This window comes from Micromonospora globispora, from assembly GCF_003857015.1.
In the GTDB taxonomy this organism is placed as follows: domain Bacteria; phylum Actinomycetota; class Actinomycetes; order Mycobacteriales; family Micromonosporaceae; genus Micromonospora; species Micromonospora globispora.
This window is the reverse complement of the sequence record NZ_QGGF01000297.1, coordinates 25,933-36,875: the sequence shown is the minus strand read 5'-3', so window position 1 is coordinate 36,875 and position 10,943 is coordinate 25,933. Positions and strand designations below refer to the sequence as shown.

The following is a 10,943-nucleotide window of genomic DNA, read 5'->3' as shown; positions in this document are numbered from 1 at the left end:
GCCGATGAAGGCCCCGTCGGAAACACGGTCCATGGCCAGCCGCGCCCCGGTGCCTTCGTCCGCCATCTGCCGGCTGGCCATGGACCGTGTTTCCGACGGGGCCTTCATCGGCTGGTGCAGTCTGACCCGGTGGAACCCGGACTACCGCAGCGCGTCGTTGGGCTACTGCCTCGACGATGCGGCATGGGGTCACGGCTACGCGACGGAGGCCGCGCGCGCCTTGCTGCAGTGGGCATTCGACACGCTGGACCTGAATCGAGTCCAGGCCGAGACTGACACGCGCAACGTGGCATCTGCCCGCGTCCTGGAGAAGATCGGATTCCTGCGTGAAGGGACATTGCGGGAGGACTGCGTCGTGAACGGCGAGGTATCGGACTCGTGGGTGTTCGGGTTGATCAGGCGGGATTGGCGGCCGTCCTCCGGGCCGGTTACCGCCCGCTGAGTCCTCCTCGCTCGCGAGACAGCGCCCGGCCTCCGGGGGCTTCATTCCGCTGCCTTGATGGGTTGGCACAGTGCACTCTAAGAGGTCCTAACAAAGTCGCACGACGTGTCTGTCGGTACGTGATGATGCAGGTGGCGAGGGTGAGGAAGGCTTCGTGGATGTCGTCGCGGCGTTCCCATCGGGTGCGTAGCCGTTTCATGCCGTGGTACCAGGCAATGGTGCGCTCGATCACCCACCGGTACACGCCAAGGCCGGAGCCGTGGGGTTGGCCGCGGCGGGCGATGCGTGGACGGATGCCCTTGGCTCGCACGGCTTTGCGGTACTTGTCGTGGTCGTAGGCGCGGTCGGCGTACAGCTCGTCGGGGCGCCTGCGTGGCCGGCCGCGGCGTCCGCGTACCGGTGGGACTTGTCGACCAGCGGGAGTAGTTGGGTGACGTCGTGACGGTTGCCGGCTTCGAGTGCCGCCCGGTAGCGGGCCAGTTTCGCGTCGCACTCGGCGACGGTGGGTCCTTCCGGTACTACTGGGGTCACGGTTGGCATGTCGGCGTGGGCCTGGTCGAGGAGCGCGGCGATGGTGCGACGGCGCTGTAGCGGCCCGAAGCCTTGGACGAGCCAGGTGTCCAACGGTTTGATCAGCACGTCTTCCCGCATGATCACGTTGTGCGGGTGGTCGACCTTGTTGGCCAGGGCATACTCCTGCGAGAAGCGGCAGCGGTAGTAGGCGACGCCGTGGGAGTGCTGGCCTTGCATCTTCCGGCCGCAGATGCCGCAGTGGACAGGCTCTTGAAGATGTAGGGGTGGCGGGATCGGTGCGCCCGCTTCGGCGCGGTGGCGGTGCGAGCCCGCCGGCCGAGCATGTCCTGGACGCGGTCGAAGTCTGCCTGCTGGATCAGGGGTTCGTGGACCAGTTCGTTTGAGGTAACCCACCGGTCGCGCTGGTTCCACCGCATGACCGGGGTGTGGCCGAGGGCGACGTCGTTGACGTCGAGCAGGACTTCGTCGGTGCGCTGCTTGTTCCAGACCTGGTGGCCGGTGTAGCGGCGATTGAGCAGGATCGTCCGCACGGCGGTCTTGGACCAGGCGAGCCCGTCTCGGTGGCGGTTGCGGGCACGGTCGTACGCCGAGGAGCAGCGGACGTCGCCTCGGGGCACTTCCCGAACGAGGCCGCCGCGCTCAAGTGCGTCTACCTGGCAGTGATGAGTCTCGACCCGACCGGGCAGGGCCGCCGGCGCTGGACGATGCACTGGAAAACCGCTCTCAACGCCTTCGAAGGACGCCTGTCCGCAGGCCGCAAGTAGTCGTCAACAACCCGAGTTACACCGTTCGTTTGACAGACCCTCAGAATCAGGCATGGCCGAGTGGCAAAACCGATCCCTCGACTCGGGTATCAGCCGCCAGAATGGGTGATGCTGGCGTGGTAGGCAGGAGTGTTCAAATGCCCCAGCTATGAGCGCAGTGGAGAGCTATGGGGGGTTGCAGGGTCATCCCAGCGCTCCCGGCAGCCGTGACCTCGACTCGGACTGACGATCCGGTATTCGTAGATGGCGCGGTGTTTCCCCGGTCCCTTGTAGTCAGATTGGACTTGAACGCCGCGTTCGATCATGTTGCCGGGAAGGTTTTCGAAGCCATAGGAGAGCCAGGCGACGTGTGCGGCATTGTTCTCAGGCTCGGACGTGAGGAAGAGGCGGCGGCAGTCCCAAGCTTGGCCTTGTGCGATGACTGAGTTCAGCAGTTCGGTAGCGACGCCGCGGCGGCGGAAGTTCGGGCGCACCATGACATCTTGAACGTAGATTTCGCTTGGGTTGTCCTGGCTGCGAAAAGCGACGATGACTCCTACGAGCTGCCCGTCGATGAAGGTGAGTGGGGTAGTCGATGAGAACAGTTTGGCGTATAGCCAGTAGTCGGATTCGGTGCGCGGCTTGACGTACGGATCGCCGAGAGTCATCAAGGTGAGAACGGCGTTGATGTCCGCCTGATTCATGGGACGGATGTTCATCTTGTTCCTTGTTGGTAGGCGGTCAGGTGGGCTGCGAATCGAGATGCAGCAGCCGCTGGGTCGACCGCGTCGGTGACGCTGCGGCCGACCACGAGGACATCCCAGTCCGGGCTGCTGAGGATGTGGTGATCCGTCGCGCTGAAGCCTCCAGATACGGACACTGGCAGCTGTGTCCATCGGCGAAGTGTTGTGGCAGCAGACATCGGATCTCGGCCGCCTACCCCAAGGTCAATATTCGTGGTGATCGTAAGGCCGTCAACGCCTGCCCGTTCCATGTCTCGCACCCACGGGTGCCGGGCATGGGCCGGAACATCGAGGATAATCGGGATGCCGAGGCGGCGACCGACGCCGACAGCCGCTGAAACGCTGGCCACGCTGGCTGGGCCGATGAGAAGAACAATGTCCGCTCCTGCCTCGGCGGCGAGGATCACCTGGTCACGGCCCCAGTCCGCGGACATCATCTCGGCGACCACGACCGCGTCCCCGCAGGCCGCCTTGACTGCGGTGATGGCAGCGGTACCGACGCTCTTGATTAGTGGGTCACCGGGGCAGCGGTAATAGGGCCGGCGGTTCGCCACCAGCCGCGCTCGTTCCAGGTCTGCGGTGGGGTGCCGAGGCGCCGCTGCGGCGCACCGACAAGGCGGTGACCCGGCTCGGTGAGCTCGACGGCCGTCCGGTCGTCGTGAAGGTCCTCACTACAGATGACCCGTACTGGGCGCAGCGGTTCGCCCACGAGCACCGGATATATCAGGCGCTCGAGGACATCCCGCCACCGGTGCTGGTCCCCGCCCTGCAGCACATCGGCGAACACGTCCTGGTGGTCGAACACCTCCCCCGGGGTCGCCGCGCACACCGAACGGTTCGCACCGCCACTTCCGCGGCCGATCACCGAACGGATGGTCGATCGGCTTGATCAGTGGACGGCCTGGCAGCCACCGGCATGGCTGCGTCCCCGCCTACCTGTGGACTACGCGAGCCGAATAACGGCGCTGCGCGACCAAAACCTGATGAGCGCCACAGACGCCGCGACAGTCGCCGCCGTCGCCGATAGGTCCAGCCGGTGTTCGGGCACGGTGACCCGCTGCCCAGCAACTATCTGCACCACCGCGGCGGTGGCGCCTGGGTCGACTTCGAGCACGCCGGGATGCGGCTGCATCGGGACTTGTTCCCGCCCGATGCGGCTCGCTCCGGTGCCGCGGCGGGCGGAGTATCACCGAGGCGGGGCGCCGCACGGGGGGGGCGGCCTGTTCAGCATTGCTTGAACGCGATGACCTGCCGATGAAACCTGGGCAGGACAGCCATCGTTGGGCGTGGTCTCAGCCCCGTCCGACGTGGGCCGCCTACCGAAGATTGATGGGCTGTGGGGGAGCGGGTTGCAAGCACCCGGGGTGTACTGGCCGAAGCCAGGCTCGGCCGCAAGGGAGCCCGTTGGGGCCGGGTGAACGACCTGCAAGACGAGTAATCGGCAGCTGACCGGCGACAGCCCGGTGGGCGCCCAGACCGGGGAACCCATTGGGAGCAGCCGGGCGTACCGAACGGCATAAAGCTGCATGCGACGTACTGAACGGCGCTCACTGCACCCGCCCTACCTGCAGTCTTCCGTTTCCCCGGGTCGGAGTCGGTGCAGCGTCCTGGGCGGAGCCGAAGGAGTCAGATCCCTTCTGCGCTCGACTGGCCAAGCGCTGTCCGGTCGGTGGGGGTCACACCACGCACCCCGTCAGCTTCGGTCCCGGATGGACCAAGCAGCAGGTAGCGATGCCCGCCGCTGTGCGAGCGCGAGAGCGGCTTCGATCCTGAACGATGGTTGACATGCCGTCCCATCCATGCGTACCGTTCTCCCAACCATCGGTACGGCATCTCGCTCATCGGGCGCAAGGGCGGTTACGAGGGTGACAGCAGACCAGCTACCGGGATCCGGCCCGGACGGGGACAGGCGCGCCGGCACGCTCGAGCGAGGCTTGGCCATCCTCGAGATGCTGTCGACGGGGGGACCGGTGACGTCGGCCCGCATCATGGAGGAGTTGGCGCTGTCGCGCAGCGCGACGTACCGCATCCTCGGGCTTCTCAGACAGCGCGGGTACGTCGACTGGGACGGTTCCGCCGAGCGGATCCACCTCGGCCGCCAAGTGGTGACCCTGGGAATGGCGGCGCTGGCCACCTTCGATCCGTTCGTCGCGGCCCAGGCGCACCTGCGCGATCTCTCCTCGGAGTTGTCGGAGGCTGCGCTGATGGCGGTCCGGGACGGCGAGCAGATGGTCTACATCGCGCATGAGGACGCCACCGACAATCTGATCGCCGTACGTCGGCTGCTCGGGGTGCGACGTCCACTTCACGCGACCTCGCTCGGGAAGGCGTACCTCGCAGCGTTGCCGGTCGAGGAGGCGGACAGGATCGTCGACCAACTTCCTCTGGTGGTGCTGACCGCAAACACGATCATCGACCGGGGCAGGCTGCGGGCTGAACTCGACGAGACCCGGGCGCGCGGTTACGCCGTGGACAACGGCGAGAACGAGGTCGACGTCATGTGTTTCGGTGCGGCGATCCGTGACGACCGAGGGATCCCGGTATGCGCGATCAGCGTCGCGGGCCCCCGCGAACGCATGTTGGAGAAGGCGAACGTCATTCCCCAGCGGGTAGCGGACACGGCCCTGTCAGTATCCCGGCGGCTTGGTTTCCGCGGTTCCTTGAACGTCGCTCAACTCAGGAGGTAATAGCCCAGTGAGACGCCACGCTGCGATCCTTACGGCAGCCGGATTTGCTGCCGCGCTTTTGACCGCCTGCTCGCCGGGAAGCAGCTCCGATTCCGGCGGCGCCCAGCAGGCAGACGAAAAGAAACTCACGTACGTGTACTTCACCGACGGTCCGGACGAGCAGGCGACCCGCAACCTCATCGCCGAGTTCGAGAAGCAGACCGGCGCGAAGATCGACCTGCAGATCGTGCCCTTCGCCAACCTGGAGCAGCAGCTACAGGCCCGACTGTCCGGCGACAACGCCCCTGACATCGCGCGTCTGAGCAACATCGACCCGTTTCGTGACGACCTGTTGGATCTGAACGCGTTCGAAAAGAGTGCGCTCGACGGGCAGTTCATCGACGGCGCGAAGGCGTACATCACCGGTAAGGACGGGGGTCTGCTGGCGGTGCCCAGTGACCTCACCATGAACGGCCCAATGATCAACGTGGACCAGTTCAAGAAGGCAAACGTCGCGCTGCCCGACCCGAAGAAGCCGTGGACCTGGACCGAGCTGATCGCCGCCGCGAAAAAGGTCCAGCAGGCCAACAAGACCCAGTATGCGATCGCGATGGACGTCTCCGGCCACCGGTTCGCCACGATGCTGAGCCAGTACGGTACGACATACTTCACCGAGGACGGGCAGGTGGCCCTGGACAAGGCCAAGGCCACCGCGGCTGTCAAGCAGTTCGCCGACCTGAACAACTCCGGTGCGATGCCCAAGGACGTCTGGCTGCAGGCCGGTTCGAAGTACAAGGGTGCCAACGAGGTCTTCCTGGCCCAGCAGGTACCCGTGTACATCAGCGGCAACTGGCAGGTCAGCGCATTCGACAAGACCGCCAAGTTCACTTGGAAAGCCGTGCCCAACCCGTGTCAGGACCGCTGCGGCGGCTTCCCCGGCGGCAAGTTCATGGTTTCGTTCAAAAAGAGCAAGCACCAGAAGCTCGCCGCGCAGTTCATCGCCTGGATGAACTCGGCGGAATCGCAGAAAAAGATGTGCCAGCAGGCGGCCTTCCTGCCTACACGCAAAGACCTGATCGCCTCCGGTATCGACTTCCCGACGCGCGGCGAGGACATGAACCTGTTCCTTGCCGATGTCAAGCAGACCCCCGCTGACACCTACGCCAACGTCTACAACCCCGCCTTCAGCGCGGCAGCGAACGCCGCACGCGACGAGCTGGCAAAGGTGCTGGCGGGCAAGGAGACGCCGGACGCCGCCGTGGACGCCATGCGGACGGCGGCGCAGAAGGCGCTCGAGGTTACCAAGTGACGTTGTTCGCCCGGCGTGAACGGCGCTCCCCGACCGCCAATGGTCGGGGAGCGCCCCGGCGTCGAACAGTGCCCCGGAACCAGCGGCTGGCTCCGTACCTGTTCGTGCTGCCCAATATGTTGATTTTCGCGGTCTTCATCGTCTATCCGACGATCAACAACTTCAACATCAGCGCCTACGACAGCAACAACGGACGCACGTTCCGGTACGTCGGCGGCCGCAACTACAGTGAGCTCGTCGACAATGCCGAGTTCTGGGCCGCCGCACGGGCCACCGCCCTTTTCGCGGTGTGCTTTGTCGTGCTGGTCACTGCCGCGTCTATCGGGCTGGCCATGCTGCTCGACCAACGGATACGCGGTCGCGGGTTGTTCCGGGCCGTGTTCTTCCTGCCGGTGCTCCTGTCTCCGGTCGTGGTCGGGTTGATCTGGGGATGGATCTTCGACCGCAACAACGGACTGGCCAACACCGTCCTGCGCGGCGTAGGGCTGGGCGAGCCGGGCTGGCTGATCAACGACAAGCTGGCCATGACCGTGGTCATTTTCGTCGCGCTGTGGACGCACGTCGGCTTCTACACCATGATCATCCTAGCTGGGCTCCAGGGTATCGATCCGACCTACCACGAGGCGGCGATGATCGACGGCGCGTCAAGTTGGCAACGGTTTCGCTCCGTGACCCTGCCGCTGCTGCGGCCCACCACCATGGTTGTGGTCATCCTCAGCATGATCGCCGGGTTCCAGGCCTTTGACTTCATCTGGACGCTCACCGGCGGCGGCCCGGTCGGCGCCACCACGCTCATGGTGCAGTACATCTACCAGCACGCCTTCGAGTCGCCGATCCGGTATGGGCTGGCCTCAGCCGGTTCCGTGGTGCTGTTCTGCACGATCTTCGGTCTGACTGCGCTGAACTTCCTGTACAACCACCGCAAGGCGGCGGCATGACGGCACAGGCGACCCGTAGCAAGACTCGGCCCGCCGGCACGTGGACCTCCACCGGGGACCGGCGCCCACCGGCCACCGGTAAGGTGCTGACCTACGCCGTGCTGATCGCGTTGTCGATCGTTGTCCTTGCCCCGGTCGTCTGGACGGTCCTGTCGTCGTTCAAGACACAGGCTGAGTTGGCGCAACGACCACCCACGATCCTGCCGGACTCGTTCGGGCTGACCAACTACACCGAAGCGATGCAGACGTTCCGCTTCGCCACCTACCTGAAGAACAGTGTGGTGGTGACCGTCGGCGCCACCGTGTTGACGCTGATGATCAATACGACGGCGGCGTACGGGCTGGCCAAGTACAACTTCCGCGGCCGCAACTTCCTGTTCCTGGTGACCCTCGGCACCATCATGATCCCGCTGCAGATCATCCTCATCCCGGTGTACCAGGTGGCCTCCGACCTGCACCTGGTGAACTCCCTGTGGGGACTGATCATCCCGCCGGCGGCCACACCAACCGGTGTGTTCCTGCTGCGCCAGTACATGCTGGGCATCCCCGACGATCTCATCGAGGCCGCCCGCATCGATGGCGCCGGCGAGTTTCGGATCTTCCTGCGGATCATCGTGCCGCTGTGCGGCGCACCGATCGCCGTGCTGACGATCTTCTCGGTGATCTGGCGGTGGAACGACTTCCTGTGGCCATTGATCATCAGCCAGAGTCAGGACAAGTACACACTGCCGGTGGCTTTGGCGCAGTTCGACAGCCAGCTCGTCGTGCCGTTCAACTACATCCTCGCCATGTCCGTGGTCAGCATGTTGCCCGTGATCATCATCTTCCTGGTGCTGCAACGGCACATCGTTCGTGGAATCGCCAGCACCGGACTGAAGTAGGGGATCCCGATGGACGCCGTCACCAACCGCACCGTGCACGCCTTGGACCGCGAGGGAACCGTACGCGACTGGCTGGTCACCAGGGCGTGGAGCGAGCCGGTCGACGACCTCGAACGAATCCTGAAGACCGACGGTTCGCCCTGGGGCGACAGCGGCCGGTGGGTGCTGACCAACGGGCCGGACGTGACGCCGCTCAAGGAGGCGCTCTACCGCTCAAGACCGCTCCGACCGGACGTGCCGACCGAGCCGGTCACCGAGGGCGGTCCCGTCACCTACACCGGACCCACCGGACTTACCCACGAAGACACGTGGCAGCGGGTACACACGACGCCGGACGGGCTGGTCGACTGGAGCGCTTTCTGCTTCACACCCGAATACCGCCTCGCCCTCGCCGCGACGGTCGTCGAGGTCGACCAAGCGGAGTGGCGCACGGTGCGGCTGGCCAGCACCGGACCCACCATGCTGTTCCACAACGGCCGCCTGATCGCCGAGAGCGACACCGTGTCCTACATGGAGCCGATCGAACATCAAACGCCGGTGTGGCTGCCGTCGCGGACCTCCACCCTGCTCGTCGCCTCGTGGCAGGTGGCGTTCCGGGAATGCCGGCAGGTGCTCCGGCTGCGTATCAACGGCCTGCCGGTGCGGGTCGTCATTCCCAGCGCCGGGGCCGACGAGTACGTCAGCGCAGTCGCCGAACAGGTGCTTGACGCGATCGGCGTGACCCGGTGGGGAAGCGTGCGGCCCGAGGTGCCGCTGGTCGGTCCAGAGGGCGCGCGGTTGCGCACGTGGTGGACCGACGGACCGCAGCAGGCCACCCCGGTGCGGCTGGCGGGCGGCCAGATGCGCGTGCGGCTGGCCGGAGCGTCCCAGGCCGAAGACCGCTCCGACGGCGTCGGCTCCGCCTCGATGCTGTCCACCGGCGCAGGCGCACTCCGGGTTGCCGTCGACGACGACCGCGCTCCGGTCTACCGCTCTTTTCCCGTAGCGGTGCTGCCTCCCGAATATCGCGCCGAACCGGAGGGTGACCCGGTCCGGTGGCGGCAGGAGCTACTCGAACACATCATCGGCGTGGACGGGGTGACGGCCGCCGAGTTGGCCCGGTGGGAACTCACGGGCCAAAACGTCACGGGCTCCGGGCTGACCCGTGCGCTGGGGATGCTGACCGACCGGGCGGACTGTGCCGACTTCGAGGGCGTGGGACTGCTGAACCTGTGGCACCGCGTGCCACCGGCGGCGTGGGAACCCGGCCTACGTGCGCGAGTACGCGACACGCTCCTCGGCTTCAAGTACTGGATCGACCAGCCGGGGCTCGACGCCATGTGCTACTTCACGGAGAACCACCAGCTCGTCTGGCACACCGCGGAAACCCTCGCGGGTGAGGCATTCCCGGACGAGCAGTTCACCAACACCGGCTGGAGCGGCGCGAAACACGCCGAGCACGGCCGTGCAATGGCCCGGGAATGGATCGAGCGCCGACTCGCCGGCGGATTCAGCGAGTTCGACTCCAACGCCTACCTCGCGATCGACACGCTCGCCCTGGTATCGCTTGCCGAGTTCACCACCGACAACTCGCTGGCCGAACTCGCCGCCGGACTGGCCGACCGGGTGCTCTTCAGCCTTGCCGCCAACTCGTGGCGAGGCATACACGGCGCGGCACACGGCCGCTCCTACGTGCAGACACTTCGATCGTCCCGCCTTGAGGAGACAGCACCGATCATGTGGCTGTGCTTCGGGGTCGGTGCCCTCAACGATGCCGTACTGCCGGCCACGGTACTGGCGACCGCGCGACGCTACACCGTTCCGGATGCGGTGCGCGCCGTCGCCTGGCACTGCCCCGACCAATGGTGGGGAAGGCAGAGTTACCGGGGCTCCTACCGGTTCGCCCACGACCTGCTCGAGCGTCCGTACGGATCCGACGCGGTCGTCTACCGCACACCAGACGTCATGCTGGCCAGCGTCGAGGACTACCGGGTGGGGCTGCCAGGGCTGCAGGAGCACATCTGGGGCGCGACACTCGGTCCCGAGACGCAGATCTTTGTCACCCACCCGCCCAACGCGTCGTCGTCGCCGTCGGCCCGGCCCAACGCGTGGGCCGGCAACCGGATCCTTCCCCGGGTTCGGCAGTTCCGCAACACCGCACTCGCGTTGTACCGGATCCCGCCGGACGACCCGGTGGGCCACACTCATGCCTGGTTCCCGATCGCCCACCTCGACGAATGGGCGACCCGCGGCGTATGGACCGCCGGCCGGGTGGGGAGTGGCTACGTTGCCCTGGCAACCGCGGGGGGAGCCGTACCAGTCACGTCCGGGCCCGAGGCATGGCAGGCCCTCCGGCCCGCAGAAGCCGGCACCGCCTGGGTGTGCACCGTTGGCCGCCGGGCGACGCATGGCACCTTCGAAGAGTTCCTCGCCTCACTGGCCGAGCCGCGCTTCGACAGCGACCGGGTGCGGTTCACACCCCCGGGCGGCCCCGACCTCGATCTTAGCTGGGCCGCACCGTTCCAGGTGGACGGCCGGCCGGTCGACCTCGACGGCGACGGCCGCCCGGAGGCGAAACTCCAGATCGACAACCTGGCCTGCCGCCTACGCCACGGCGACGATGAGATGGTGATCTCGATCGACGGCGCGGAGCACAGGATCGACCTTCGCCGCGGGCGCCCGCTGCCACCGGCGGGTGGGCAATGACC

Annotated in this window: 9 protein-coding genes and 4 pseudogenes; 7 read left to right on the top strand and 6 right to left on the bottom strand. The window is 66.3% G+C overall.

The genetic code is table 11. The features are described from left to right. Positions 1-442: GNAT family N-acetyltransferase (locus tag DKL51_RS14805; protein ID WP_148097789.1), on the top strand; the 442-nt coding region annotated here is incomplete at its 5' end. Positions 443-545: 103 nt separating this feature from the next. On the opposite strand, the pseudogene DKL51_RS36390 reads toward DKL51_RS14805, so the two are convergent. The 3 pseudogenes from DKL51_RS36390 to DKL51_RS37470 form a co-directional block, all read right to left on the bottom strand. Continuing rightward, positions 546-934, bottom strand: a pseudogene (locus DKL51_RS36390) (transposase); the annotation flags it as partial. Between the two features lie 195 nt (positions 935-1,129). Next, a pseudogene (locus DKL51_RS37475) lies at positions 1,130-1,369 on the bottom strand (recombinase zinc ribbon domain-containing protein); the annotation flags it as partial. Next, a pseudogene (locus DKL51_RS37470) lies at positions 1,351-1,506 on the bottom strand (recombinase family protein); the annotation flags it as partial. The pseudogenes DKL51_RS37470 and DKL51_RS37475, both read right to left, overlap by 19 nt. A gap of 75 nt (positions 1,507-1,581) precedes the next feature. On the opposite strand from DKL51_RS37470, the pseudogene DKL51_RS14790 reads away from it, so the two are divergent. Continuing rightward, positions 1,582-1,740: pseudogene (locus tag DKL51_RS14790) on the top strand (IS256 family transposase); the annotation flags it as partial. A 146-nt stretch (positions 1,741-1,886) separates the two neighbouring features. On the opposite strand, the gene DKL51_RS14785 reads toward DKL51_RS14790, so the two are convergent. Genes DKL51_RS14785 through DKL51_RS14775 form a run of 3 tightly spaced genes read right to left on the bottom strand, consistent with a single transcriptional unit; the run spans position 1,887 to position 3,267 of the window. Beyond that, positions 1,887-2,423, bottom strand: coding sequence for a GNAT family N-acetyltransferase (locus DKL51_RS14785; protein WP_243422428.1), 537 nt, complete (start codon positions 2,421-2,423; stop codon positions 1,887-1,889). Positions 2,424-2,434: 11 nt separating this feature from the next. Beyond that, entirely contained in the window at positions 2,435-3,016 is a 582-nt protein-coding gene (locus tag DKL51_RS14780) for a hypothetical protein (RefSeq protein WP_123809763.1), read from the bottom strand. After that, entirely contained in the window at positions 2,971-3,267 is a 297-nt protein-coding gene (locus tag DKL51_RS14775) for a hypothetical protein (protein WP_123827045.1), read from the bottom strand. The genes DKL51_RS14780 and DKL51_RS14775 overlap by 46 nt, the downstream gene beginning before the upstream one ends. Positions 3,268-4,261: 994 nt before the next feature. On the opposite strand from DKL51_RS14775, the gene DKL51_RS14770 reads away from it, so the two are divergent. The 5 genes from DKL51_RS14770 to DKL51_RS14750 are packed head-to-tail and all read left to right on the top strand — an operon-like array spanning position 4,262 to position 10,941. Next, positions 4,262-5,149, top strand: a complete 888-nt coding sequence (locus tag DKL51_RS14770; RefSeq protein ID WP_109945156.1) for an IclR family transcriptional regulator — start codon at positions 4,262-4,264, stop codon at positions 5,147-5,149. Positions 5,150-5,156: 7 nt separating this feature from the next. Next, complete coding sequence (locus tag DKL51_RS14765) at positions 5,157-6,437, top strand: ABC transporter substrate-binding protein (RefSeq protein ID WP_109945155.1); 1,281 nt, start codon at positions 5,157-5,159, stop codon at positions 6,435-6,437. Continuing rightward, positions 6,434-7,375: a carbohydrate ABC transporter permease gene (locus DKL51_RS14760; RefSeq protein WP_207783876.1), complete on the top strand. Its 942-nt coding sequence runs from the start codon at positions 6,434-6,436 to the stop codon at positions 7,373-7,375. The genes DKL51_RS14765 and DKL51_RS14760 overlap by 4 nt, the downstream gene beginning before the upstream one ends. After that, entirely contained in the window at positions 7,372-8,256 is an 885-nt protein-coding gene (locus DKL51_RS14755; protein ID WP_109945154.1) for a carbohydrate ABC transporter permease, read from the top strand. The genes DKL51_RS14760 and DKL51_RS14755 overlap by 4 nt, the downstream gene beginning before the upstream one ends. Positions 8,257-8,265: 9 nt before the next feature. Continuing rightward, positions 8,266-10,941 (top strand): hypothetical protein, encoded by a 2,676-nt coding sequence (locus tag DKL51_RS14750; RefSeq protein ID WP_109945153.1) that lies wholly within the window; start codon positions 8,266-8,268, stop codon positions 10,939-10,941. Positions 10,942-10,943: the final 2 nt, after the last annotated feature.

Coding starts and splice junctions, on each gene's coding strand:
- DKL51_RS14785 (WP_243422428.1), bottom strand. CDS start 2,423: ATGAATCAGGCGGACATCAACGCCGTTCTCACCTTGATGACTCTCGGC.
- DKL51_RS14770 (WP_109945156.1), top strand. CDS start 4,262: ATGCGTACCGTTCTCCCAACCATCGGTACGGCATCTCGCTCATCGGGC.
- DKL51_RS14755 (WP_109945154.1), top strand. CDS start 7,372: ATGACGGCACAGGCGACCCGTAGCAAGACTCGGCCCGCCGGCACGTGG.
- DKL51_RS14750 (WP_109945153.1), top strand. CDS start 8,266: ATGGACGCCGTCACCAACCGCACCGTGCACGCCTTGGACCGCGAGGGA.